Below are 22,845 nucleotides of genomic sequence, written 5' to 3'. Positions count from 1 at the left end.
CCGATCATCGCTCCACCGCCACGCTTTCGTTTACCGAGGCGACCGTCTCGTCGACCTCGAAGCTCTGGACCCTGACGGTGACCCTCGCGTCGTACCGGTCAGCCGTGACGTCGCCGGGATCGAACGCCTGGTCGACGCCCCGGACCGTGACCGTCTGGCCGTCCCGGTCAGTGAGGGACTTCGTCGTCGCCTCGTCGACGTCCAGCGCCGGTAGCTCGACGCGGTAGACGAGCCGCGGGTCGCCGTCGACGTCGTCAACACGAATACGGATGTTGGGGATCCGGAGGTACTGTACACCAGTCCCGAACCGGCCGTCGTCGATTCGCAGACGCTCGCCTGGCAGCGATACTACCGAAACTTCCGCCGTTCCGTCGCCCACGACTGCCGACGTCGTCCCGGCCGTAGTGACGCTGGCCACGCCGTCGCTCCCGAGCCCGGCGCTCGACGCGACGAGCGCGAGGACGATCAGGCCGACCACACCCCACTCCAGGCTCCGCAAACTCGCCATCTTGTCAGAGGGTACCCGGAGACGCGCTAAAAGGTTCGGCCCCAATTCTCAGCGTTGAACACCGCCGTCCTCCCCGACTGCCGCGAGGAGGTCGGCGATGGAGTCCTCGGGGGAGAGGCCCTCGGTCCGGACGAGACTCTGAACGCTAGAAGGCGGATACTTCACGGGAACGTTGGACTCGCTGAGGAGGATACCGAGCACCTCCTCGACCGGCGTGTCGGCGTCGACCTGGCGCGCGTACCACAGCATCAGGCTCTCGAAGACGGTGACGATGTCGTTCGAGACCAGCTGCTGCTGGCTCACCGTCCCGTCGAACTTCGCCGTGACGTCGAAGCCGTACTGCGAGTTGGTGTCCTCGAGATTCTCGTGGAGCCACTGGTGGACCGACGTGTCGGTGAACTCCGGCCGCGTCCTGGATTCGTCCCGTGGTCGGTCGGGCGACTGGTCGGACTGGGAGACCGACGCCGTCGAGTCGGTCCGGACGTTCGGGGAGACGACGTACCGCCCGTCGTCGATCTGCTCGACGTGCTCGTCGTCGTCGATGTCGAGCTCTTCGGGGGAGAGGATGCGGCCATCCTCCGGGTTCGGTTTGTCCTCCCCTGATGCCATGCCTTACAGTGTGTGATACACCGCTATAATTCCGTCGCCCGTTCGAGCGCGCTACAGCTGGTGCTATCGGGTGACGTGAAAAAACGGAAAAGCTGCGGCGTCAGTTTACAGCGCGACCGTGGACTTGCCGGAGAGCGTCTCGGGTGCGCTGATGGTCGCGGTGGTCGTACCACCGGACTGGGTGTTCAGCTTGATGGTGACCGTCTCACCCTCGTCGATACCGGGGCTCGAGATGTCTGCCGCGCTGAAGGTGAGCACCGCACGGTCAGCAGGGTCGTTTAGGACGTTACTCTCGCTGATAGAGCTGTCGTCGTCCTGGAACGTACTACTCGTGAAGTTCGTAGCTGCGTCGTAATTACCAGAAGTGGTTTCGTCCCAGGTCAGGTCGGCCGTAGAAGAGCTGTCGACCCACTGAGCGATGGTAGTTTCGAGGTCAACGTTATCGGCACCGGGAGCACGTTTGACAGTGATCTCGACTTCGGAGATGACGGGGTCGCCGCTATTGTCAGCAACTGACCCAACAGTACTCACGACCTGCAGCCGGTCAGTGACCTGCGAACTGGACTGCTGGCCTGTTTCTTCTGCGCTACTCTGGAGGAAGCCGGCGGTATTGATGAGGACGCCCGCGGCGATCGCGGCGACCAGCACCATCGCGATGAACACGATGAGGGTGCCGATACCGACCTGACCTCGGTCTTCGTTGTTTGCGATTTTCTCGAACATGGTTATCTCGTATGCGTCCGGGGCGCGATGCCGTCCGGACTCTGCTATCAACTCTCTACTTTCCCCTAATAAGGGTATCTGGCCAGTTATTGAGGATGATAACAAATAGTGGTGGTGTCCAACTTTGGATCAGCGAGCGATAATAGACGATAGAACGTCTCAAACAGCCATTCAGAATTGGCTGGTTCTGTCGTTCCGAAGATCGATATCTGAGAAGGGGGCGGGCTGTCTGGCTGTGTCAGGTCGAGACGGTTCGGTCGACGAGAGTCAGTCGTACGTGACGAGGCTGTACATCACGAAGAGGTACCCGAAGGTCGTGAGCCCGCTGTTGACGAACAGCAGGGATCGGGCCCCGTCGAAGTCGGTGATGAACGCGCTGATCATGGTCGCGGCCGCCCCGGCGACGGCCAGCGAGAAGCCCAGCGAGAGGTGCAACATAGCGCGGCGAGACGTCTGGACGTAGGCCCGCATCGCCATCCCCACCATCGTGAGGCCCGCCACGACGAAGACGAGCGTGGATATCGCGTAGAGCGTTTCTATCATCGGCATTGAATAGTTGGTTTCGAACTACCAGTATTAAATCCACCCTCGAAAATATCCCGCGTGATAATCGGAGACAGGGTTCCGTTCGGGCGGGTCGAAAACTCACCCGGCGGAGGTGGGACGGCCTTGCCGACGTGGCACGATTGTCCTTGTTTATTTTATGTAGTTTCCGCGCGTACGCGCGCGAGAAACGAGCGAGGAGAGATGAAAAACGATGCGAGGTGGATATCCTGGAGAGTGCCAGCCTCCTCAAGCGCCCGATACGGGTGCCGTGAGCGGCTGCTTAGCTCTCGGAGAGGGTCCGCCAGGCCTCGTCGAGCTTGTTCGTCACTTCCGTCCGTTCCTCGATGTGGACCGTCAGCTCCTCGTCGAAGTCGACGCGGACCTCCTCGACGTTCCGTCGGTACACCTTGATCCGCCGGCGGTCGTCCGAGAGGATGTTGTCGTGCAGTTCCAGGAGGTCGTGTTCCGTGAGCTCGTCGATGCGTCGGTAACACGTGGCGATCGGGATGCCGAGTTCGTCGCTGAGTTCCTGGGCGGAGGCTGGCTCGTCCGTGGCGTCGAGAATCTCGGCACTGTATTTGTTCCCGAGCGTTTGCAAAATATCCACTGAAGCCATCGGTTATCAAATGATATATTCTGTCTACTATAAAGCTATCGCCGGTGATACCGCCCGATACTGGCGGATGGCCGCTTCGGCGCGAGTCCTTCCCATGGCCAGATTAGGAGACCGATACGTCCCGTTTTTCCAATTAATAACCGGTTAGAGACCCTATATCGGAGAGTCGCCCTCACCCATCATGGAGAAGGCGCTCGCGTTCTCGTGGACGTTGATGCCGCCCCAGTCGATCTCCATCGGGTAGATGTCCGTCTCGATGTTCTGCTTGCGCATCTTCGCCACCCAGAGGTAGCGGTTGACGCCCGAGTCCGTCGGCGTCTGGATGAGGTAGATGTTGCCGTCGGTGAGGTAGTTCTCCAGACCGATCTCGGTATCGGGGAAGACGGCGCCCTGCTCGTTGGTCATCAGCGTCGTCAGCTCGTTCTCCCGGAGGATGTCGGTGAACTTCAGCAGGTAGGTGCGCTTCTCCCGCTCGGTCTCGAAGAACAGTTCGAACATCGCGAGCGAATCGAGCACGAGCCGGTCGTACTCGTCGTCCTCGAGGTCGTCGAGCAGGAGTTCCAGCGAGGAGGAAAAGTCGTTCTCGCGGAGGAGCACTTGCTTGTCGTACACCTTGATGTCGCCGCTCTCGACGTAGTCTGGCCACTTGTCGAAGCCGATCGATTCGGCGGCCTCGCGCAGGTCCTTCTCGTTCTCCTCGAAGGAGAGGTAGATGCCCTTCTCGTCGAACTGGTCGACGCCGTTGTAGATGAACTGGAGGCCGAGGATCGACTTCCCGGCACCGGGGTTCCCGCTGACCAGGGTCGTCGAGTTCTTCACGATACCGCCGTTGAGAATTTCGTCGAGGCCGTCGATGCCGGTCTTTGTGAGCTCTATCATAGTTGAATCGGTAACAGCGCGCAACTCGGGGATTGCGTAGAGGTGTGTCGGGTGAGTTAAAAAGTCTTGTTCATGGTCGGACGCGGTGAGTCGCGCGTTCGCGGGCGGAGCCGGCGGATCAGACAGTCATAGTGGTGGTTGTAACTTTTTACCGGCGTTCGCCGGCACCGGCCACGTCGAACGCCGGTACGGGCTTACAACCACCACTATCAGGCGGCGTGAACCGCCGCGGGGTCGACCCAGATGACGAACTCGTCGTCCCGCTTGACGACGCCGCGTATCGATCCGCCGCTCCCCTGGCCGGGCGAGGCGTCGACGTTCTCGGGGTCGACCTGGACGACCTGGTAAACCTCGTCGACGAGCCAGCCTGCGGCGGACTGGTCGGCGACGATAGAGGGGTCGAAGACGACGACGCGCTGTTCGGCGCCGTCCCCGTCGATGTCGAAGATCGTCTTCGGATTGACGATGGACGTCGTCCGCCCGCGCAGGTCCATCACGCCCTCGACGTGTTTCGGTGCGTTCGGTACCTGCGTCAGGTCGCCGACGTCGACGATCTCGGTGACGTAGTCGATGCTGACGCAGTACGTTTCCTCGCCCAGTTCGAATTCGAGCACCTGGCCCTTCGTTCCTGACATGGTATCCTGAACCGCTCGATTGCTGTACCGAGGAGAGCCCGCAGGGAGACTTAAAGATGGCTTCCGGACTATCAAAGTTGATTACGTAGGCGGAGTCTTTATTTCGGTTCCCCGACCGACTTCGGTGTACGAATGCATCCGTCCAGGACCGTCCGGTCGACCGTGCTCACTGGGGGTCGTCGGTGACGATGACCGGTGGTCGTACCAGCGTCGTCGTCGCAGACGACTCCCACTTCATGCGGAGCGTCATCTCGGACATCCTCGAGACGGGCGGCCTCGAGGTCGTCGCCGAGGCGCGCAACGGCCGGGAGGCCGTCGACGCCGTCAGGGACCACCGACCGGACGTCGTCACGATGGACGTCGAGATGCCGGAGATGAACGGCATCGAGGCGGTCGAACGGATCATGGCCGACTCCCCGACGCCGGTCGTGATGCTGTCGGCCCACACCGACGAGAACGCCGACGTGACGTTCGAGGCCCTCGACAAGGGGGCAGTGGACTTCTTCACCAAGCCCGGCGGCGAGGTGTCGATGGAGATGTCGCGCCTGAGAGACCAGCTCGTCGAGATCGTGACGACGGTCGCCCAGGTCGACGTCGCCCGAAGTCACGGGGACGAGTCCCGGTCGCACGCCGAGACCGGCACCGCCGCATCGTACGCGGCCGACCCGACGGTCATCATCGGCTCCTCGACGGGCGGACCGAAGATGGTCGAGCGCGTGCTCTCGGAACTGCCGCTGGACGCGGACCTGCGGGTCCTCGTCGTCCAGCACATGCCCGAGGGGTTCACCGGGCGGTTCGCCGAGCGCATCGACGCCCGGAGTGCGTACGACGTCCGCGAGGCGACCGACGGGGCCCGGATCGGCGGCGGCGAGGCGCTCGTCGCCGCCGGCGACAGCCACATGCGCGTGAAGAACTACCGGAACGGCCGACTTCGCGTCAAACTCACCGACGACCCGCCGGTCAACAGCGTCCGGCCGGCCGTCGACGTGACGATGGAGACGGCGGCGGCGACCGTCGACGACGTGCTCGTCGGCGTGATCCTCACCGGCATGGGCGAGGACGGCGCCGACGGGATCTGTCGGATCAAGGAGACCGGCGGGCACACGGTGGCCCAGGACGAGGCCACGTCCGCCGTCTACGGCATGCCGAAACGGGCCGTCGAGACGGGCTGTGTCGACAGCGTCCTGCCCATCGGTGACGTCTCCGCGGGCGTCGTCGACGCGATCACGCGGGAGGTAACCTGACCATGGACGACCAGTATCTAGACGCGTTTATCCGCGAGAGCGAAGAGGCGATCACGGCGTTGAACAACTCCCTGCTCGATCTCGAGTCCGATCCGTCGGACACCGAGGCGATGGAGGACATCTTCCGGCGGGCCCACACCCTCAAGGGGAACTTCGGGGCGATGGGCTTCGACGACGGGGCCGACCTGGCCCACGCCATCGAGGACCTGCTCGACGAGATGCGCCAGGACCAGATGGCAGTCACGCCCGAGGTGATGGACCTGATCTTCGCCGGCGTCGACCAGATCGAAGCCATCGTCTCCGGCATCGAGGACGAGGGCGAGGCCGACGTCGACACGGACCCGATCGTCGCCGAACTCCGGACCGTCCTCGACGAGGGCGTCGAGGCCGTCGAGGGAGACGACGCGGCAGAGATCGACACGACCGGCGGCGTCACCGCCGGCGGCGACACAGCCGACGCGGGGTCGGCCGACTCGGCGTCTGGTGAGACCGGCGACACCGTCGACGCCGACGCGTTGCCGGCCATCGATCCCGAGAGCGTGGACGGCCGGGTCGTCCGGGCGTCCGTCGACATCGGTGACTCGGAGATGGCCGGCGTCGACTCGATGCTCGCGCTCGAAGGGATCGAAGACTCACTCGAAATTCTGGCCTGTTCGCCCGACCGAGAAGCCGTCGAGAACGGCGAGTTCGACGACGAGTTCGCCTGCTTCGTCGCGGCCGAGGACGCGGACACCGCCGCCGCGGTCCTCGACGAGGTCGGGAAGATCGAATCCTTCGACGTGACCGACGTCACCGACGACGTCGCGGCCCAGCAGTCCGACAGCGCCGACGCTGACACCGGAACTGCCGACGCCGACGCCACCGCGGACCACAAGGTCGACGAGATCAAGTCCGTCCGCGTGGACGTCGACCAGCTCGACGACCTCCACGGCCTGGTCGAACAACTCGTCACCAGCCGGATCAAGCTCCGGCGGGCCATCGACGAGGACGACCTGACGGCCGCCGGCGAGAACCTCAACGAACTCGACAAGATCACCGCGAACCTCCAGAACACGGTGATGGACATGCGACTCATCCCGCTGAAGAAGGTCGTTGGGAAGTTCCCGCGACTGGTCCGGGACCTCTCGCGCGAGCTGGACAAGGAGATCGAGTTCACCATCGAGGGCGAGGACATCGAACTCGACCGGACGATCCTCACCGAGATCTCCGACCCGTTGATGCACATCCTGCGGAACTCGGTCGACCACGGGATCGAATCGCCAGCGGAGCGTGAGGCCGCGGGCAAGCCCCGAACCGGCCAGATCGAACTTCGTGCGTCGCGCGAACGCGACCACGTCATCATCGAGGTGGCCGACGACGGCGCGGGTCTCGATGTGGAGGCCATCGAGGCCAAGGCCATCGAGAAGGGCGTCCGGTCGGCGGACGAACTGGAGACCATGAGCGACTCGGCCATCTACGACCTCGTGTTCCACCCCGGCTTTTCGACGGCCGAGGAGATCACCGACACCAGCGGTCGCGGCGTCGGGATGGACGTCGTCCACGACACCGTCACGCAGCTCGACGGGTCGGTCAGCGTCGACTCGACGCCCGGCGAGGGGACGACGGTGTCGCTCCGGCTCCCCGTGACGATGGCCATCGTGAAGGTGCTGTTCGTCCAGGTCGGCGACGAGGAGTACGGCATCCCGCTGAAGAACGTCGACGAGATCACCCGCTCGAACGACGTCAAGCACGTCAACGGCCGCGAGGTCATCAAGCACAACGACGAGATCTACCCGATCATCCAGCTCGGCGAGACGTTCGACGTCCCCGGCGAGACGAAGAACGGGGACGGCATGCTCGTCCGGGTTCGAGAGTCCGAGCGCCAGGTGGCGCTCCACTGCGACTCCGTCAACAGTCAGGAAGAGGTCGTCGTCAAGCCACTGGAAGGGATCCTCAGCGGGACGGCCGGGCTCTCCGGGACGGCGGTGCTCGGCGACGGCAACATCGTCCACATCCTCGACGTGGTTACCCTATGAGCGCGGACGACGACCGCACGTTCCGGAAACTGCTGGGCTACATCGAGTCCGAACTGGAGTTCCAGTCGGACTTCTACAACGACGCGTACCTCGACAGGCGCATCACCGCGCGGATGCGCCGGACGAACAGCGACTCCTACGCGACCTACCAGCGATTGCTCGAACGCGACGAGGGCGAACACGAGGAGCTCCTGGACTCGCTATCGATCAACGTCACCGGCTTCTTCCGGAACCCGGATGCCTGGGAGCACCTCCGACCAGTGTTGCGAGAACTCACCGACGAGCACCGGAGCGTCAAACTCTGGAGCGCCCCCGCGGCGGACGGCCGCGAACCGTACTCCGCCGCGATGCTCGCGCTGGACGACCCCCAGATCGACGCCAGCCGAATTTCCATACTCGGGACGGACATCAACGCCGACATCCTGCGGGAGGCCCGGGCGGCCAGCTACGAGACGTCGAAGACGACGGACATCGCGGAGGAGCTCGAACCGCTCGACGACTACGCCGAGTACATCGACCGGGACGAGGACTCCTTCACCGTCCGCGAGCGGGTCAGGCGGATGGTCGAGTTCGAGCAACACGACCTCATCCGCGGCGAGCCCAAGCGGGACTTCGATCTGGTGTTCTGCCGGAACCTCCTGATCTACATCGATTCGGAGTACAAGGTCCCCATCTTCGAGACCATCCGCGACTCGCTTCGCGAGGGCGGCTACCTCATGATCGGCATGACCGAGACGCTGCCGGCGGCCTGCCGTGACTCCTTCGAAGCGGTGGACAAACAGCACCGGATCTACCGGAAAACATGAGCCTCTACGAACTCGAACGGACCGGGGACGTCCAGGAACTCATCCGCGTGATCCGCGAGAGCGACAACGACCGGGTGCGCGCCCGGGGCGCGGAACTCCTGCGGAACTTCCCCGACCACGACGACCGGCGAGACGTCGTCAACGCGCTCGTCCGGGCGGCCCAGGACGAGAACGACGACGTCGCCGCGAAGGCGGTCGACTCCCTCGACGAACTCGGCGGCGACGCCATCGAGCAGCTCATCGGCGACGTGGCCGGCGTCGACTTCGACCGGGAGGGCGCCGACTGGGTGAAGGCCAAGGCGTTCGTCAGGGCCCTCGGCGCCGACGTGCCGGAACTGCGGATGGCCGCGGCGAACGGGCTCGGCCAGCTCGAACAGGCCGAGGCCGTCGGCAAGCTGACGGACTGCTTCGACGACCCCGACTCGCGGGTCCGGGCGCGTGCGGCCCGCGCCTGCGGCAAGATAGCCGATCCGCGGGCGACGAGTCCCCTGGAGGAGCTCCTGACCGACCGGTCCGCCGAGGTCCGGCGAGAGGCCGCCGACGCGCTGGGAAGCATCGGCAACCGCCAGGCGCTCCAGGCGCTGCTCCCGCTGTACCAGGACGACAGCGACCGGGTCCGCCAGATCGCCGTAAGCGGCTTCGGCAGCTTCGAGAACGACCGCCCCGTCGACTACCTGGTGGCCGCACTGACCGACGACTCCCCGACGGTCCGTCGAACCGCGGTGTACTCGCTCGTCGAGTTGCTGTCGAACGTCCCGACCGAGCGGAGCCACGACATCCGCGAGACGGTCGTCGAGAAGCTCTCCCAGACCGACGACGCCAGCGTCGTCGTCCCGCTGGTCGAGATTCTCGAAGAGAGCACGCAGGAGGCCCAGCGGCGCAACACCGCCTGGTTGCTCGGACGCGTCACGGGCGAGGAGGAACGACGGCGCGTCATCGACGCCCTCGTGACGGCGCTCGGCGAGGACGACCAGATGCTCCGGCAGTTCGCCGCGACCAGCCTCGCCGAACTCGGTGGCGAGAAGGTCGAGGACCCGCTGCTCGACATCGTCACCGACGGCGACCGGGACCCGGAGGTACGTGCCCAGGCCATCTTCACGCTCGGGAAGGTCGGCGGAGAGCGTTCCCGCGAAGCGCTGGACGCCATCATCGACGACACCGAACACGAGACGATCCGGAAGCGGGCGTTCTCCGCCATCTCCAAACTCGGTGGTCGCCGATGAGCGACGGGGAACAGAAACTCGCCGACTCCACCGGGAAGTTCGTCCAGGTCGTCGTCGACGGCCGCAAGCGCAACGAGGTCGACTGGGTGAACGGCCGGCTGATCCTCTCGAACAAACGGCTCGTCCTCGTGAGCAACGAGGGCAAGCGCACCATCGCGCTCTCGGAGGTCAGCGGCGTCAAGTCCGGCACCAACGTCAACGAGGCCATCGCCAAGGTATCGGGGTATCTCTCCCTCCAGGTCGGGTCGAACGTCACCCTGATCGCACCCAGGGACGTCGAGGAGTTCGAGCGGAAACTCTACAGCGCAATGCTGGACCAGTCCGTCGTCCTCGTCAAACACCCCGCCGTCGAGGGCGGCGTCGTCCAGGACACGGGCTGGGAGAAGGGGCGACTATCCACCGAGGACGACGCCGTCAACCTGGCGCTCGCGAACGGCACGTTCGTCGAACTGCTGGTCGACGACGTCGGGACCGTCGAGCGCGCCGAGAAGACCGTCCGCGGGAAGAAACGGCGCGCCGTCGAGGTCGAACATACCATCGACGGCACCAGCGTCGAGACGCACGTCTCCGGCGGCGGCCAGACCGTCGCCGTCCTGGAGTCGTTCGTCCGCCGCGGCGAGGCCGCCACCCAGACCGACGTCGACCTCTCCCAGGCCGAGAACGAGGTGCTGATGGCGCTGTACTCCGGCGTCTCGCCGTTCCAGATCCCATCCTTCGTCGGCATGGACGTCGACCAGGTCGAGGAGACCTTCCAGCGCCTCGTCGAGAACGACATCCTGGAAGCCGTGCGGGTCCGGAAGGAGGTCCAGCTAGAGGCCCGTGGCCGGTCCGTCGCGAGCGACGCGATGGCCGACCAGTAGTTTCTACGACGTAAACATCGGATCCACTGCGAGCAGCAGAACGACGAACGCCGTCGTCAGAACGCCGAATACCGGACCAGCCACATCTACGGCAACCAGCGTAATCAGCACGACGAGCAGGAACTGGATCCGACGGAGCTGGTCGAACTGTGTTTCGGTCACGATAATTTCGATCGCACTATCCAAGTATAAATAACGACTCATCCGCGGAAGGCTGGTTCTGGACCGGCCCCACTGCAGTGTGTCCCAGCGTGTCACGCGTGGAGAAACGCTTTTGCGGCTGTCCGCGACGCACTCGCCATGGCCGACGACACCGGCTATCGAGGCGACGCGGCACGGCTCTACGACCGACAGGTGTCTGTCTCCGACCGCGACGACGCCGGATTCTACCGCGAACGAGCGAAATCCGTCGACGGTCCGGCTCTCGAACTCGCCTGCGGCACCGGCCGGGTCTATCTGGAACTGCTCCGTGCCGGCGTCGACGTCGACGGTATCGATCTCTCTTCTGACGTTCTCGACGTCCTCCGGGAGAAAGTCGACGACGAGGGACTCGAACCGTCGGTCTGGCAGGCCGACATGACGGAATTCACAGTCGACCGGGAGTACGACCTGATCTACTGCCCCTTCAACAGCGTGCAGCACCTCCGCACCGCCGACGATCAGCTCGGCGCCCTGGAGTCAGTGTACGACGCTCTCGCCCCCGGTGGTCAGTTCGTCTTCGACGTCTTCGTCCCGAGCTTCGACCTCGTCTGCGAGGAATACGGCGAGTGGCAGTCCGAGGACGTCGAGTTCGACGGGGAACCACACACGTTCCGGACGCGGACGCAGATCACCGACGAGGTCGAACAGTGGTTCTCCGTCGAGAACGAACTCCACCGGGACGAGGAACTGGTGTTCGAGGAACGGCTCCAGCTGACCTTCCTCCCGAAGCGCGAACTGGAACTCCTGGCCCGCATTTCCCCGTTCGACTCGTGGGACGTGGCAGGCGGCTTCGACGGTGAACCGATCGAGGACGGGGATACGACGCAGGTATGGACGATGGAGAAGTCGGTCTGAACAAGTCTCTGCGGTCAGTGCCAAGCATACCGCGCGAGCGGAGCGAGCGCGGTTTCACCGGACGCGAGCGAACGAAGTGAGCGAGACGTCCGGCCTTTTTTCATCGCCGTCGGAGCTTCGCTCCGACGAGCCCTGCGGTCGCGCCGCGACCGCAGGACGACGTTCGCAAGTGCTCCGCACTTGCGAGCCCATCAGACGCGCGAAGCGCGTCTGAGGGCGTTTTTTGTGGGGGGTTGAGCACTCGCCGGAGGCGAGCGCGATTCCCCCCACGAAAAAAGGTCGTTAGTCATTGACGTCCTCCAGGTGCCGGCTGGCGACGACCTCACCCGTCGGCGTGAGTGTCGGGCCGTCGGCGGAGTCCTGGAGGAGTCCCTCCTCCTCCATGTCCTGGAGGAGCATGGTCACTTCGGAGGCCTCGGCGCTGACGATGTTGGCCAGCGGCATCCCGTCGAGGTCGCCCGTGGAGTACATGGCGACGAGGATCTCCGTCTTGTCCGAGGTGAGTTCGACGTCCTGGAGTTCCTGCATGAGGTCGCTGTACTCGAGGCGGAGGAACCGACCGAGGATGGCCATCTTCCGCGGCGAGGCCAGGGCGGCCTCGGTGGTGATCGCGGTGCCGTCTTTCATGTGTCGGAAGGTCAGCGCCGGGCGGTTCGAGCCCGCGATCTCGCGAGTAGAGCGCTGGAAGTCGGTGACGGTCTTCAGCGAGACCTCGAAGGAGCCCTCGGGTCTGCGGAACTCCACCGTACCAGGCTTGAGGAACAGCTTCGCGGTGGTGTACTCCTCGCTGGTGACCCGCCCACCGACGCGGGCGCGTTCCTTGACGGTCGTCTCGGTGCCGTTGAGGATGGCCTTGAACAGCACCGTCGAGAATTTCGAGATCTTGTCGTCGTCGGCCTCGACGACGGCGACGTGGCGGGCGTTGCCGCGCTCGAAGGCGACGGTCACCGTCGAGTCGAAGAAGTCCCCGAGGTCGGGCGGGATGTGGCCGACGGCGACGTCGAAGATGCTGGAGAGCGGGATCGTCAGCTTGTCGTCTTCCTTGGCGGCGAGAACCAGTCGCTTCTGGCTGAGGAGGACGCGGCCCTTGACGGGTTCGGCGCGCGTCAGCACCTCGGCGTTGAATTTGCCGACGAAATCAGCGATGATGGACTCCGACATCCTGGCGATGGAATCAGCTACAGCAGCGGTAATCTTGAGCGTTTCGTGCGAGTATCAAACGAGAGAACGCGATTCTGCGGCGATAACGGGTCGCTACTCCTCGAGGTTGCGGGCGATGTCCGCCAGCGACGAGTCCAGGCCGTCCGTCGCGGTGTAGACGACGCGTTCGCCGGGCGACCGGAGGCCGTACTTGTGGCCCCCGGTGACGACGTCGAAGTGGACCGAGTCGCCGAAGGCGACGTCGACGCCGTCGAACCACTCGGCGAGGCGGTTCTCACCCTCGCCCTCGCGGACGAGACGGGCGTTGTCCGCGGCGCGGCGGATCACCCGGTCGCCGTCGAGGGTCGTCTCGACGCGGCCGTGGTACTCCTCGCCGTCCAGGACGACGCGAAAAACCTCGCCCTCGTCGACCGCGACGGAGTCGGGGACTGCGACCTGCGGGCGACCCATTCGGCCGACCTGCGAGACCGTCGCGCGGTGGGTCTCGACGGCGTCGTGGTCGCTCGGCAGGCGGTCGGCCACGTTACTCGTCGTCGCCGCCGAGCAGGTCCTCGACGGACTCGTCGCCGCGAGCGCTGATGCGGGCGTTGATCTGGGCCGTCGCGTCGCTGACCTCGCGGCCGCGGACGGTGATGCGCTTGCGCTCGCCGTCGCGTTCGGGGTTGAAGCCGACGCCGCCGTCGGTGAGGATGGACTTGAGGTCCGAACCGCGGACGTCGCCGCGCATCGGTCGGCCTGCGTCGTCGGAGCCGCCGGAGATCTCCAGCGTGTAGCCGTCGAGCCCGACTGCGCCGCCGTCGACGTCCTCGCCGATGTCCTTGCCGATGAAGCGGTTGGCGTCCTGTCCGTCCACGTCTAGCTGGTGCGTCTGGCCGCTCTCGGGGTCGGCGACCGCGACCGTAAATTCTGCCATACGGGATCCGTACCGGCCGCGCTTAAAAAGCCCGTCGAACCGTCGTCGGCCCCCTCCGGCGCCGCGGTCTCCGGCTACGTCTCGGCGTCGACGATGGTCGAGAGTCGCGCGTTCTCCTTGATCCTGATCCCGGCGCCGCCCACCGAAATCGGGACCCGCGGCAACTCGTCGACGCGCAGGGTGGGATGCGAGACGCCGCGTTCGAGCAGTTCAGTCCGGGACTGGACCGTCACCGTCGCCTCGCCGGTCAGCGACTCGTTGTACTCGACCAGGTACTGCCCCTCGCGTAGCGTCCACCACTCGTAGTCGTCGTCCGGATTTCGTTTCTCGCTGTCGTGGGGAGTCGTCTCGGCCGGTTCGAGTTCGCCGCCCCCGAAGTCGACGCGACCGGGTTCGACGATCTCGTGGACGCTGGCGACGGTGAGGTCGAACCCCTCCTCCCGGGCCTGGGTCTCCTCGTAGACGACGTCGCCGACGTACTGCTCGTACATGTGCGGTGAGTCGGGTGGGTTCCTGAAAAAGCTCGGCCAGTCTTCAGGCCTCGAACCCGTCCTCCCACCGGAATTTGCCGTTCACCAGGACTGGTTCGTCGTCGACGAGCAGGCGCCCGTTCTCCCGCAGGTCGGTGATCAGGTCGACGTGGACGGCGCTGTCGTTGCCGGCCTCTCCCTCGGGGAGACAGGCGTCGTAGGCCCGGCCCAGCGCCAGGTGGACCGTCCCGCCCATCTTCTCGTCGAAGAGGATGTTGTCGGTGATGCGGTCGATACCGCGGTTCATCCCGACGCCGAGTTCACCCAGGCGTTTCGCGCCGTCGTCGGTATCCAGCACGTCCCCGATGACAGACTCCCCACGGGCGGCCTCGTAGTCGGTGACGACCCCGTCCTCGAAGACGAGGCGGACGTCCCGGACCTGGGAGCCGTTGACCGTCATCGGGACGTCGAAGGTCACCTCGCCCTCGGTGGCGTGGGGCGCGGTGAACACCTCGCCCGAGGGAAGGTTGTGGGAGTCGTAGGCCACCGACGCGGCGGAGTTGACCGCGGTCCGGCCCTCGATGGACATCGAGAGGTCGGTCGTTGCGTTCGGGCTCTCGCGCACGATACGCACTTCGTTGCCGTGGTCGAAGACGTCCTTGAGCCGGGCCATCTCGTCGGCGAGGGACGCCCAGTCCCGCAGCGTGGCGTCGTAGACGAACTCCCGGTAGGCCTCGTAACTCATCCCGGCCTGCTGGGCCATCGCCCTGGTCGGGTGCTGGGTCGACACCCAGTCGGTGTCCAGGCGCGCCTCACGGATCCCCTGCCGGGCGCGCGAGTAGGCCTGCCGGCGATCTGCGGGCACGTCGGCCGCGCCGGCGGTGTTGTTGGTCCCTTTCAGCGCGAGGACGACGTCCGCCCGTTCGTAGAGCGCTCGCTCGTAGTCCGGGTCGGACTCGAACCCGCCCTCGTGGGCCCGGAGGTATGCGCGGGTTACCTCGCTGGAACTGTACGTAGTCACCACGTTCGCGCCCCGGTCGCCCAGTCGCTCGGCTACGGCAACGGCCAGGTCGTGAGCGCCCTCGCCCACCGAGAGGACGACGTCGTCCCCCGGGTCGACGCGGGCGCTCCACTCGACCAGTACCTCGGCGTGTTCCCTGATTCGCTCGTCCATACGACGACGTCGGTCGCCGGCGTCAAAACCCCAGCGTCACCGCCCCGTCTCCCAGTACGGTGCGTGTACTTATCCGGCGCGCGGACTGCTAGCGAACATGGACAGCGACCACGTCCTCGTGCTGTTCCTCGGCCTCGTGCTGGTCGGCGCCGCCGTCGCCCTCGCGCTCTCCTTCCCGGCCGCCTTCGGTGGCGACTCCGAGGGCATCGGCGGCGCCACGCTGGCCTCGTTCGAGACGACCGACGTGTACTGTGGCGACCCGAACACGACGAGCGGGTCCGCGGTCAGAGAGGACATCAGTGGTGGCGAAGCGCTCGTCCTCAACCGGTCGCTCCCGGTCGCCAGCAACGACACGACGGTTTCGGCCTCCTTCGAGGAGTTCGGTCCCCAGCGGTATCTCCTCGAGATAACGTCGGAGACGCCGGAAGCGACTCCGACCGAGACGCCGAGGCCCGAGACAGCCACCCCGACCTCGACACCGGTGAACGGAACTGCGACGAACGGGTCCAGCGCGAATCAGACGACGGCAGCACCGACCCCCACGTCGACGGCGGCAAACGAGACGGAGAGTAACGGGACCGGATCCAACGGAACGGCCACTTCGACCGAAGTCACTCCCACGCCGACGCCGACCGAGACCGGGGCGACGTGCCACCCAGAGATTCAGTACAACGCCACGATCCACATCGCCCAGCCCGACGAGTACACCGTCGTCGTCACCTACGACGGCGAGTTCGTCGCCGGCCACTGGCGAGACGGTGACGACGACGGGACCTACGATACGCTCCCCGAGCGCCCCGAAACCGAGTCCGAGGCGAACGAGACGGCGGCGACGGTCGGATCGGCAAGTCAGGATCGATAGAGTGAATCGCCGGGCGGGACCCGGGTTTCCAACGGGCAGCCCCCAGGGATCCGTGCCGACCTTTTTGGCGGATGAGGGGGCCAGCGGCGCCCACCGATGGGCCACCGTGCACTCGTCGCCTACCGCCAGCCAGACGGGACGTTCACTCTCCGCTACGCCCACTGGGGAGAACGCCTCGACGCCGCCATCGGCCCGACGTCGCCGCTGGGCGGCCCCGCTCCTCCCTCCGACACGGACGACGTCGCGACCGACCTCGGCGTCGAGCGACGGAACGGCTACGAGCCACCGGTCACGACGCGCGTGGACCCCCGCCCGCTCGACGTCGGAGTGAGCGCTGTCGACGTGCTCGATGCCGTCGACGGAAGCTACGAATCACTGGTCCGCGTCTCCCAGTCTTTCGAGGCGACGGCCTACCTGGTCTGTTCGCTCGACCCGACGGGGGTCGGAAACGACCTCGTGCTGGTCGACCCGGACGACGACCCCGAGACGCTCCGGGGCTGGTACGTCGAGACCAGGTCCCGGCTCTCGGCGGCCGTCGCCGACGGGACGCTCACTCCGGAGTCGGCGCGAGCGACGCTCCGCCGGGCGCTGTCGGTACAGGGAACGCTGTACCCGCCGGACGACGCGTCATTTTTACGCGACGGGTGACTATCCTGTCGTGTGACGACTGCCGACGGCACGCCGGTTCAGTCGACCACTCACCCCACGGCCGAGGAAGCGCAGGCTATCGCTCAGCGCGGCCTCGACCGGGGCGCGATGGTGACGCTGTTCGGTCGCTGCACCGTCGACTACGAGGGACGAGCGGCCAGCACGCTCGGTCCCGGCGACCGCCACGTCATGCTGAAGCCCGACGGCTCCGCGCTGGTCCACACCGACGAGGGGCAACAGCCCGTCAATTGGCAGCCGCCGGGATGCGACCACGAGGTATTCCTCGACGAGGGCCACGTCGTCGTCCGCAGCGAGCGTCCTGCGCCGGAGGAGGAACTGACCGTCACCTTCGAGGAGGTGACTCACGCCGCGAGCTTCGACGTCACCGACCCGACCGACCTCTCGCTCACTGGGACCGAGGAGGACCTCCGCCAGCGCATCCTCGACGACCCGGACCTGGTCGAACCGGAGTTCACGCCGCTCTCGACCGAACGGAACACCCCAGCCGGCGCCGTCGACATCTACGGCGAGGACGCGGACGGCCGGACCGTCGTCGTCGAACTGAAGCGCCGCCGGGTCGGCCCGGACGCCGTCGGCCAGGTCGACCGCTACGTCGGCGCGCTGGAACGCGACCTGCACGACGACGCGGCGATTCGTGGAATTCTCGTCGCGCCTTCTATCACCGACCGGGCGCGCGAACTCCTCGCCGAGAAGGGAATGGAGTTCGTCGCGCTCGAACCGACGGCCGAGTGAGCGACCGATGGGTCGGAGTTCGCCCCCCGGCCGCTTCTCAGTCGTCGACCCGTTCTTTCAGTTCCGCGAGCGCGTTCATCGCCTCCAGCGGTGTCATCGTCGCGACGTCGAGGTCGCGGAGTTCCTTGGAGAGACGGGCGTCGTCCGTCGGCGCGGCCGGTGACTGGTCGTCGGGTTCGTCCTTGGCCCCGTAGTCGGCGCTCTCCTGGTCCGATGTCACGCCGTGCCCGTTCGTCGCCGGGTCGCCACCGACAGTGGCGGCGTCGGAAACCGAGTCGGCGGCCCGTTCGTCGTCCAGTAGCGTCCGCGAGCGGTCGACGACGGCGTCGGGGATGCCCGCCATCTTCGCCACCTCGACGCCGTAAGAGGCGGCCGCCGCACCCGGTGCGACCCGGTGCTCGAAGACCACCTCGCCGTCGACCTGGCGCGTCTCGAAGTGGAGCGTGAACACGCCCGTGAGGTCGTCGGCCGCCGCAGTCAACTCGTGGTGGTGGGTCGCGAAGAGGGTGTAGGCGCCGATCTCGTCGTGGACGTGCTCGGTGACGGCGCGGGCGATGGCCAGGCCGTCAGCGGTGGAGGTTCCCCGCCCCACCTCGTCCAGCAGGATGAGCGAATCCTCGGTGGCGCCCGACAGGATGTCAGCGAGCTCGGTCATCTCGATCATGAACGTCGAGCGCCCGCCGGCGATGTCGTCGCTGGCACCGACGCGGGTGAACACGCGGTCGACGACGGGGAGGGCGGCCGACCGCGCCGGGACGAAGCTCCCGGCCTGCGCGAGCACGCAGGTCAGCGCGACCTGGCGCATGTACGTCGACTTCCCGCTCATGTTGGGACCGGTGATGACCGCGAAACGCTGGTCGGGCGTGAACCGGGCGTCGTTCGGGACGAACGAGTCCTCCGCGCGCTCGACGACGGGGTGGCGTCCGCCCTCGACGTCGATGGCCTCGCCGCCCACCGACGGCCGGCAGTAGTCGTGGTTCGCGGCCACCTCGCCGAAGGCAACCAGGACGTCCAGCGTCGCCAGCCTGTCGGCGAGCGCCTGGACGCGCTCGGACTCGGCGGCGACGTCGTCCCGGACCTGCCGAAATAGCTCGTACTCGCGGTCGTCGGCCCGTTGTTCGGCCCGGAAGATTTCGTCTTCCCGGTCTTTGAGTTCGGGCGTCACGTACCGCTCGGCGTTCTTCAGGGTCTGGCGGCGCTGGTAGTCCTCTGGCACGAGGTCGGCGTTCGCGTCGGTCACCTCGATGTAGTAGCCGTGGACGGCGTGGTGGTCGACCTTCAGCGATTCGATGCCGGTGCGCTCGCGTTCGTCGGCCTGCAGGTCGGCGATCCACTGCTTGCCCGACCGCTCGGTCTCGCGCAGGTCGTCCAGCGTCTCGTCGTAGCCAGGTTTGACGACGTTGCCCTCCGTCACTTCCTGCGGCGGGTCCTCGCGGATGGCGTGCTCTATCTCCTCGCGGACCGCGGTGAGCGGGTCGAGCGTCTCGTGGAGGTCGGCGAGCAGGTCGCTCTCGGCGTCGGCGATAGCGGCCTTCACCTCGGGCACGACGCCCAGCGTCGCGGCCAGCGAGCGCAGGTCGCGGGCGTTCGCTCGACCACGCGAGACCCTGGATATCAATCGTTCCAGGTCGTAGACGTCGGTGAGTAAGTCACGGAGTCGCTCGCGCGTCTGCACGTCGCCGACGAGTTCCTCGACGGCCGCGTGACGGCCCTCGATCCGCTCCTCGTCGAGCAGCGGCCGGCGTATCCAGTCGTTGAGCTGTCGGCGTCCGAGTGCGCAGGCGGTCTCGTCGAGCGTGTCCACGAGCGTGCGGCCCTCGTGACCCCGGACCGACCGGCGCTCGAACAGTTCGAGGCTGTCGAGGGCGACGGCGTCGAGCAGCATGTACTCGCGCGGGTCGTACCGCGTGAGGTGGTTGAGGTAGTCGAGACGGCCGTGGCCGGTCGCCGTCTCCGCGATCTCGTCTGCCGTCCCGCTCTGGCCGCCGCGGGTGTACTCAGCGTACTCCAGCAACGCGCCGCAGGCCCGGACCTCCACGTCGTCGGCCAGCAGCGAGTCGGGATCGCCGAAGTACGACCCCACGCGCTCGCCGGCCACGTCGCGCTCGAAGACGTGCTCGTCGTACGGCGTCACCATGCACGCCGGGCCGAAGACGTCGTCCGCGTCGGTGGCCCCCGCGACGTTCGGCCCGACGATGGCCTCCGCGGGGGCGAACCGACCGACCTCGTCGGCGATAGCGTCGACGTCGTTCGCGCTCGTCGCGTAGAAGTCGCCCGTCGAGACGTCCAGCAGGGCGAGACCGAATCTTCTGGAGTCCGTCGTCAGCGCCGCGACGTAGTTGTTGTCCGGCGAGCGGAGCAGGGCGTCTTCAGTGAGTGTGCCAGGAGTGATGATCCGGGTGACAGCCCGCTCGACCACGCCGCTGACCTCGTCGGGGTCCTCGACCTGGTCGGCGACGGCGACCCGGTAGCCCGCGTCCAGCAGCGTCTCGACGTAGCTCTCGGCGTTGTCGATGGGGATGCCCGCCATCGCGTACTGGCCCGTCGAGTCCTCCCGCTTGGTGAGGGTAATCTCACAGAGGCGGGCGACTTTTTCGGCTGCGGCCTCGAACGCCTCATAAAAGTCGCCGACCTGAAAGAGGACGAGCGAATCGTCGTAGCGCTCGCAGAGCTCGAAGTACTGGCTCATCATCGGCGTCAGCTCGTCGGCGTTCTCGGCCATCTTCTCGGGTGGCCCCAGCGCCGCGTCCATGGTTCGGTTGGGGCGGCCGTCGGTCAAATACCCTTTGGGCTCGGTCGGGGACCGTCCGCCGTCCCAGCGCCCGGGTGCGGCCGAGTTTCTGAGTCAGAAAACGGGAGGAAGGTACAAACCCTCTCTCGATAGACCCCGTAGTACAATGTCCCTCCCGATAGGAACAGCGCTCAAAGACGGATTCGCGAAGACCGCCAGCAGGGCCGGCGCGATACTGATCGCCGCGTACCTCGTCGTGAACGGGGTCTACCTGGTGAGTGTGATGAGCACCATTCGAGCGTACGCCGCCCAGAATGGGGCCCCAATGACGGGGGCCACAGGGCTCGCGCTCGATCTCCCGCTCTCAGTCGCCGGCGCTCTCCTCGCACTATCTGGCGTCCTGTTACTGTACCTCCCCATCGTCACGATCCGGACGTTCGTCGCCGACGAGCGCCAGTCCGTCCGAAGCGAACACCTCACCGGCGGCGTCCTGTTCGCGCTCCTGAACCTCGTCGTCGGCGGTATCGTCTACGGCATCGCAGTGTTCATCGGACTGGTCCTGCTCGTCGTCCCCGGCGTCTTCCTGATGGTCGCGCTGGCGTTCATGCAGGTCTTCATCGTCGTCGAGGGCGATAACTTCGTTGCGGCCATGCGCAAGAGCTGGCGGCTCACCGAAGGGGACCGGTTCGCCCTGTTCGCGCTCGGCGCGGTCATCGTCGGCCTGAGCTTCGCACTGTGGATAGTCCTCACCATCGGTTCGTTCGTGGTCGCGTTCGCGGGCATCAGCCAGGCGGTCCTCAGCGTCGCGCAACTGGTCATCACCATCCCGGTGTCGCTGTACACACTCGCCGTCCTCGCCAGCGCGTTCAACCTCCTCCGCGGCGACGCCGGCGACCTCGACGGTGGCGAGTCCACCACCACCCCCGATACGCCGTCGACCCCGGCCTGAGACAGCTTTACCCCGCTCGATCCCCTACCATTGGGTATGACAACAGCCGAGGAACTGGACCGCCCTGTCCCGCTCGACTCGCAGACCGAACTCGACGACTTCCTCGCGAACCACGACCGCGTGCTCGTGGAGTTCTACACCGACGGCTGCGGCATCTGCCAGTCGATGGAGCCCGTCCTGAGCGGCGTCGCCCGCAGCGCCGACGTCGCCGTCGCCACGATGAATCCTCGCGACGACCCGCCGCTGGTCGAGGAGTACGACGTCCGCTCGGTCCCCAAACTCCTCTACTTCGAGGACGGCGACCTCGTCGACACCCGAGAGGACGGGTTCGTCCCGGCCGACGACCTGCTGGAGTTAATCGGCGAGTAGGAGCGACCACAGAGGTTCGAAGGCGAGGGAACTAACCACTATGTTGCGGCCGACTGACTTCCGCAGCGGGCGGGACTGAAAGGGGCCGACCGCCTGGCGGCGCAGCCGCCAGGTTATAGAAGGTCGGCTCCGCCGACCTTCCGCTCGGGGAAGGCAGGCGATGCAAGCACCGCAGGCCGCCAGGCCGAGGAGCGTGGTTCGAAAGGCGCTTTGCGCCTTTCGTCATCACGAGAGAGCGAAGCTCTCTCGAACGACAGCGAGCCTCCCGATCCGAGCGGGAGGGGGCTTTCAAGCTGCTCTCGATGGTTGATTCTGCAGCGCCGTCGCAGTTCATTCTCTCTCGTCATCCCGGTTACCCGCGCGTCACGTGACAGCTTTTCAGGCCCCAGACCAAAACGAAGCCCATGAGCACACAGGCCCAGGAGGACGAACTGATCGTCTTCTCGGACTACGTCTGTCCCTTTTGCTACCTCGGCAAGGCGGCGATGGAACAGTACCTCGAGTCGAAAGACGACCCACCCGAGGTCCAGTGGCACCTCTACGACCTGCGCGGGTACAAGCGCAATCCCGACGGGAGCATCGACAGCGACGTCGACGACGGGAAGGACGAGGAGTACTTCGAGAAGGCCCGCGAGAACGTCCGCCAGCTCAAAGAGGAGTACGACGTCGAGATGAACGTCGAGGCCTCGATGGAGGTCGACTCCTGGAACGCCCAGCAGGTGGCGCTGTACGTTCGGGAAGAGCTCGGTGAAGAGGCGTTCCTCCGCCTCCACGAGCGCCTCTTCGACGCCCACTGGCAGGAGGGCCTCGACATCGGCGATCCCGAGGTCCTGCGGGACCTCGTAGTGGACGTCGACCTGGACGAGGGCGTCGTCGATTCGGCACTCACGAGCGAGTGGGACGAGCGCCTGCGCGAGCGCTTCGACGCCGCCCAGGACGCCGGTGTGACCGGTATCCCGACGTTCGTCTACGACCAGTACAGCGCGAGAGGGGCGATTCCGCCCGAACAGTTCGAACGACTGGTCGAAGGAGTGTAGACTAAGACTGGAGTTGCCACGACTAACGGGAACACCACTTCCAGCAACAGCCCCGAAA

26 protein-coding genes are annotated in these 22,845 nt (G+C 66.0%); 12 read left to right on the top strand and 14 right to left on the bottom strand.

All coding sequences use genetic code 11. The features are described from left to right. Positions 1–4: 4 nt before the first annotated feature. The 7 genes from BM337_RS09780 to BM337_RS09750 form a co-directional block, all read right to left on the bottom strand. Positions 5–508 (bottom strand): hypothetical protein, encoded by a 504-nt coding sequence (locus tag BM337_RS09780; protein ID WP_089816407.1) that lies wholly within the window; start codon positions 506–508, stop codon positions 5–7. Positions 509–556: 48 nt separating this feature from the next. Further along, the gene (locus BM337_RS09775) at positions 557–1,117 is read right to left on the bottom strand and encodes a DUF7500 family protein (RefSeq protein WP_089816404.1); all 561 of its coding nucleotides are present in this window, start codon (positions 1,115–1,117) and stop codon (positions 557–559) included. 105 nt (positions 1,118–1,222) lie between these two features. Beyond that, entirely contained in the window at positions 1,223–1,840 is a 618-nt protein-coding gene (locus tag BM337_RS09770) for an archaellin/type IV pilin N-terminal domain-containing protein (protein WP_089816401.1), read from the bottom strand. 267 nt (positions 1,841–2,107) lie between these two features. Beyond that, the gene (locus BM337_RS09765; RefSeq protein ID WP_089817165.1) at positions 2,108–2,383 is read right to left on the bottom strand and encodes a DUF7521 family protein; all 276 of its coding nucleotides are present in this window, start codon (positions 2,381–2,383) and stop codon (positions 2,108–2,110) included. 283 nt (positions 2,384–2,666) lie between these two features. Beyond that, positions 2,667–3,002 (bottom strand): ArsR/SmtB family transcription factor, encoded by a 336-nt coding sequence (locus BM337_RS09760; protein ID WP_089816399.1) that lies wholly within the window; start codon positions 3,000–3,002, stop codon positions 2,667–2,669. 153 nt (positions 3,003–3,155) lie between these two features. Continuing rightward, complete coding sequence (locus tag BM337_RS09755) at positions 3,156–3,881, bottom strand: RAD55 family ATPase (RefSeq protein WP_089816397.1); 726 nt, start codon at positions 3,879–3,881, stop codon at positions 3,156–3,158. Between the two features lie 209 nt (positions 3,882–4,090). Next, positions 4,091–4,516 (bottom strand): chemotaxis protein CheW, encoded by a 426-nt coding sequence (locus tag BM337_RS09750; RefSeq protein WP_089816395.1) that lies wholly within the window; start codon positions 4,514–4,516, stop codon positions 4,091–4,093. Between the two features lie 188 nt (positions 4,517–4,704). Here BM337_RS09750 and BM337_RS09745 point away from each other — a divergent pair, with 188 nt between their 5' ends. From BM337_RS09745 to BM337_RS09725, 5 genes are read left to right on the top strand one after another with little or no spacing between them, the layout of a single operon-like run. Continuing rightward, positions 4,705–5,760 carry a protein-glutamate methylesterase/protein-glutamine glutaminase gene (locus tag BM337_RS09745; RefSeq protein WP_089816392.1) on the top strand — a complete coding sequence of 352 codons (1,056 nt, stop codon included), beginning with the start codon at positions 4,705–4,707 and terminating at the stop codon, positions 5,758–5,760. Between the two features lie 2 nt (positions 5,761–5,762). Next, positions 5,763–7,775 carry a chemotaxis protein CheA gene (gene cheA, locus BM337_RS09740; protein WP_089816390.1) on the top strand — a complete coding sequence of 671 codons (2,013 nt, stop codon included), beginning with the start codon at positions 5,763–5,765 and terminating at the stop codon, positions 7,773–7,775. Next, entirely contained in the window at positions 7,772–8,581 is an 810-nt protein-coding gene (locus BM337_RS09735) for a CheR family methyltransferase (RefSeq protein WP_089816387.1), read from the top strand. The genes cheA and BM337_RS09735 overlap by 4 nt, the downstream gene beginning before the upstream one ends. Next, the gene (locus BM337_RS09730; RefSeq protein ID WP_089816385.1) at positions 8,578–9,804 is read left to right on the top strand and encodes a HEAT repeat domain-containing protein; all 1,227 of its coding nucleotides are present in this window, start codon (positions 8,578–8,580) and stop codon (positions 9,802–9,804) included. The genes BM337_RS09735 and BM337_RS09730 overlap by 4 nt, the downstream gene beginning before the upstream one ends. Then, entirely contained in the window at positions 9,801–10,664 is an 864-nt protein-coding gene (locus BM337_RS09725; protein WP_089816382.1) for a CheF family chemotaxis protein, read from the top strand. The genes BM337_RS09730 and BM337_RS09725 overlap by 4 nt, the downstream gene beginning before the upstream one ends. A gap of 3 nt (positions 10,665–10,667) precedes the next feature. On the opposite strand, the gene BM337_RS21110 is transcribed toward BM337_RS09725, so the two are convergent. After that, on the bottom strand, positions 10,668–10,826 hold the full coding sequence (locus BM337_RS21110; RefSeq protein ID WP_177227397.1) for a hypothetical protein: 159 nt from the start codon (positions 10,824–10,826) through the stop codon (positions 10,668–10,670). Between the two features lie 138 nt (positions 10,827–10,964). Here BM337_RS21110 and BM337_RS09715 point away from each other — a divergent pair, with 138 nt between their 5' ends. Then, entirely contained in the window at positions 10,965–11,720 is a 756-nt protein-coding gene (locus BM337_RS09715) for a class I SAM-dependent methyltransferase (RefSeq protein ID WP_089816378.1), read from the top strand. 282 nt (positions 11,721–12,002) lie between these two features. Here BM337_RS09715 and BM337_RS09710 read toward each other — a convergent pair whose 3' ends face one another. From BM337_RS09710 to BM337_RS09690, 5 genes are all read right to left on the bottom strand, one after another. Beyond that, a complete protein-coding gene (locus BM337_RS09710) occupies positions 12,003–12,881 on the bottom strand; it encodes a CheF family chemotaxis protein (RefSeq protein WP_089816376.1) in 879 nt (292 codons plus the stop codon). A gap of 93 nt (positions 12,882–12,974) precedes the next feature. Then, positions 12,975–13,403: a DUF7112 family protein gene (locus BM337_RS09705; RefSeq protein ID WP_089816374.1), complete on the bottom strand. Its 429-nt coding sequence runs from the start codon at positions 13,401–13,403 to the stop codon at positions 12,975–12,977. A 1-nt stretch (position 13,404) separates the two neighbouring features. After that, positions 13,405–13,794, bottom strand: a complete 390-nt coding sequence (locus BM337_RS09700; protein ID WP_089816372.1) for a 30S ribosomal protein S6e — start codon at positions 13,792–13,794, stop codon at positions 13,405–13,407. Positions 13,795–13,868: 74 nt separating this feature from the next. Then, a complete protein-coding gene (locus tag BM337_RS09695) occupies positions 13,869–14,285 on the bottom strand; it encodes a dCTP deaminase/dUTPase family protein (RefSeq protein ID WP_089816370.1) in 417 nt (138 codons plus the stop codon). 43 nt (positions 14,286–14,328) lie between these two features. Further along, positions 14,329–15,438 carry an aminopeptidase gene (locus tag BM337_RS09690; RefSeq protein ID WP_089816368.1) on the bottom strand — a complete coding sequence of 370 codons (1,110 nt, stop codon included), beginning with the start codon at positions 15,436–15,438 and terminating at the stop codon, positions 14,329–14,331. Between the two features lie 97 nt (positions 15,439–15,535). Between BM337_RS09690 and BM337_RS09685 the strand changes: the two genes are divergently transcribed. The 3 genes from BM337_RS09685 (at position 15,536) to nucS (ending at position 17,701) form a co-directional block, all read left to right on the top strand. Then, positions 15,536–16,300 (top strand): hypothetical protein, encoded by a 765-nt coding sequence (locus BM337_RS09685; protein ID WP_089816366.1) that lies wholly within the window; start codon positions 15,536–15,538, stop codon positions 16,298–16,300. A 96-nt stretch (positions 16,301–16,396) separates the two neighbouring features. Further along, positions 16,397–16,948, top strand: coding sequence for a DUF6735 family protein (locus BM337_RS09680; RefSeq protein ID WP_089816364.1), 552 nt, complete (start codon positions 16,397–16,399; stop codon positions 16,946–16,948). Positions 16,949–16,960: 12 nt separating this feature from the next. Further along, entirely contained in the window at positions 16,961–17,701 is a 741-nt protein-coding gene (nucS, locus tag BM337_RS09675) for an endonuclease NucS (RefSeq protein ID WP_089816362.1), read from the top strand. A gap of 37 nt (positions 17,702–17,738) precedes the next feature. Here nucS and mutS read toward each other — a convergent pair whose 3' ends face one another. Next, a complete protein-coding gene (gene mutS, locus BM337_RS09670; RefSeq protein WP_089816360.1) occupies positions 17,739–20,453 on the bottom strand; it encodes a DNA mismatch repair protein MutS in 2,715 nt (904 codons plus the stop codon). Positions 20,454–20,598: 145 nt separating this feature from the next. Between mutS and BM337_RS09665 the strand changes: the two genes are divergently transcribed. From BM337_RS09665 to BM337_RS09655, 3 genes are all read left to right on the top strand, one after another. After that, entirely contained in the window at positions 20,599–21,381 is a 783-nt protein-coding gene (locus BM337_RS09665; protein ID WP_089816358.1) for a DUF7847 domain-containing protein, read from the top strand. Positions 21,382–21,417: 36 nt separating this feature from the next. Next, a complete protein-coding gene (locus tag BM337_RS09660; protein ID WP_089816356.1) occupies positions 21,418–21,750 on the top strand; it encodes a thioredoxin family protein in 333 nt (110 codons plus the stop codon). Between the two features lie 404 nt (positions 21,751–22,154). Continuing rightward, complete coding sequence (locus BM337_RS09655; RefSeq protein WP_089816354.1) at positions 22,155–22,787, top strand: DsbA family oxidoreductase; 633 nt, start codon at positions 22,155–22,157, stop codon at positions 22,785–22,787. The last annotated feature ends 58 nt before the right edge of the window (positions 22,788–22,845 follow it).

The organism is Halomicrobium zhouii (genome assembly GCF_900114435.1).
GTDB classification, from domain to species: domain Archaea; phylum Halobacteriota; class Halobacteria; order Halobacteriales; family Haloarculaceae; genus Halomicrobium; species Halomicrobium zhouii.
Note: the sequence above shows the minus strand (reverse complement) of the source record. Positions and strands in the feature narration are given on the sequence as shown.

Excerpts from the sequence above, each read along its gene's own strand:
- BM337_RS09665 (WP_089816358.1), top strand. The coding sequence starts at position 20,599 with ATGTCCCTCCCGATAGGAACAGCGCTCAAAGACGGATTCGCGAAGACC.
- BM337_RS09685 (WP_089816366.1), top strand. The coding sequence starts at position 15,536 with ATGGACAGCGACCACGTCCTCGTGCTGTTCCTCGGCCTCGTGCTGGTC.
- BM337_RS09765 (WP_089817165.1), bottom strand. The coding sequence starts at position 2,383 with ATGATAGAAACGCTCTACGCGATATCCACGCTCGTCTTCGTCGTGGCG.
- mutS (WP_089816360.1), bottom strand. The coding sequence starts at position 20,453 with ATGGACGCGGCGCTGGGGCCACCCGAGAAGATGGCCGAGAACGCCGAC.
- BM337_RS09660 (WP_089816356.1), top strand. The coding sequence starts at position 21,418 with ATGACAACAGCCGAGGAACTGGACCGCCCTGTCCCGCTCGACTCGCAG.
- BM337_RS09760 (WP_089816399.1), bottom strand. The coding sequence starts at position 3,002 with ATGGCTTCAGTGGATATTTTGCAAACGCTCGGGAACAAATACAGTGCC.
- BM337_RS09725 (WP_089816382.1), top strand. The coding sequence starts at position 9,801 with ATGAGCGACGGGGAACAGAAACTCGCCGACTCCACCGGGAAGTTCGTC.
- BM337_RS09780 (WP_089816407.1), bottom strand. The coding sequence starts at position 508 with ATGGCGAGTTTGCGGAGCCTGGAGTGGGGTGTGGTCGGCCTGATCGTC.
- BM337_RS09700 (WP_089816372.1), bottom strand. The coding sequence starts at position 13,794 with ATGGCAGAATTTACGGTCGCGGTCGCCGACCCCGAGAGCGGCCAGACG.
- BM337_RS09730 (WP_089816385.1), top strand. The coding sequence starts at position 8,578 with ATGAGCCTCTACGAACTCGAACGGACCGGGGACGTCCAGGAACTCATC.
- BM337_RS09755 (WP_089816397.1), bottom strand. The coding sequence starts at position 3,881 with ATGATAGAGCTCACAAAGACCGGCATCGACGGCCTCGACGAAATTCTC.
- BM337_RS09735 (WP_089816387.1), top strand. The coding sequence starts at position 7,772 with ATGAGCGCGGACGACGACCGCACGTTCCGGAAACTGCTGGGCTACATC.
- BM337_RS09695 (WP_089816370.1), bottom strand. The coding sequence starts at position 14,285 with ATGTACGAGCAGTACGTCGGCGACGTCGTCTACGAGGAGACCCAGGCC.
- BM337_RS09655 (WP_089816354.1), top strand. The coding sequence starts at position 22,155 with ATGAGCACACAGGCCCAGGAGGACGAACTGATCGTCTTCTCGGACTAC.
- BM337_RS09750 (WP_089816395.1), bottom strand. The coding sequence starts at position 4,516 with ATGTCAGGAACGAAGGGCCAGGTGCTCGAATTCGAACTGGGCGAGGAA.
- BM337_RS09690 (WP_089816368.1), bottom strand. The coding sequence starts at position 15,438 with ATGGACGAGCGAATCAGGGAACACGCCGAGGTACTGGTCGAGTGGAGC.
- cheA (WP_089816390.1), top strand. The coding sequence starts at position 5,763 with ATGGACGACCAGTATCTAGACGCGTTTATCCGCGAGAGCGAAGAGGCG.
- BM337_RS09775 (WP_089816404.1), bottom strand. The coding sequence starts at position 1,117 with ATGGCATCAGGGGAGGACAAACCGAACCCGGAGGATGGCCGCATCCTC.
- BM337_RS09710 (WP_089816376.1), bottom strand. The coding sequence starts at position 12,881 with ATGTCGGAGTCCATCATCGCTGATTTCGTCGGCAAATTCAACGCCGAG.
- BM337_RS09715 (WP_089816378.1), top strand. The coding sequence starts at position 10,965 with ATGGCCGACGACACCGGCTATCGAGGCGACGCGGCACGGCTCTACGAC.
- BM337_RS09680 (WP_089816364.1), top strand. The coding sequence starts at position 16,397 with ATGGGCCACCGTGCACTCGTCGCCTACCGCCAGCCAGACGGGACGTTC.
- BM337_RS09770 (WP_089816401.1), bottom strand. The coding sequence starts at position 1,840 with ATGTTCGAGAAAATCGCAAACAACGAAGACCGAGGTCAGGTCGGTATC.
- BM337_RS09745 (WP_089816392.1), top strand. The coding sequence starts at position 4,705 with ATGACCGGTGGTCGTACCAGCGTCGTCGTCGCAGACGACTCCCACTTC.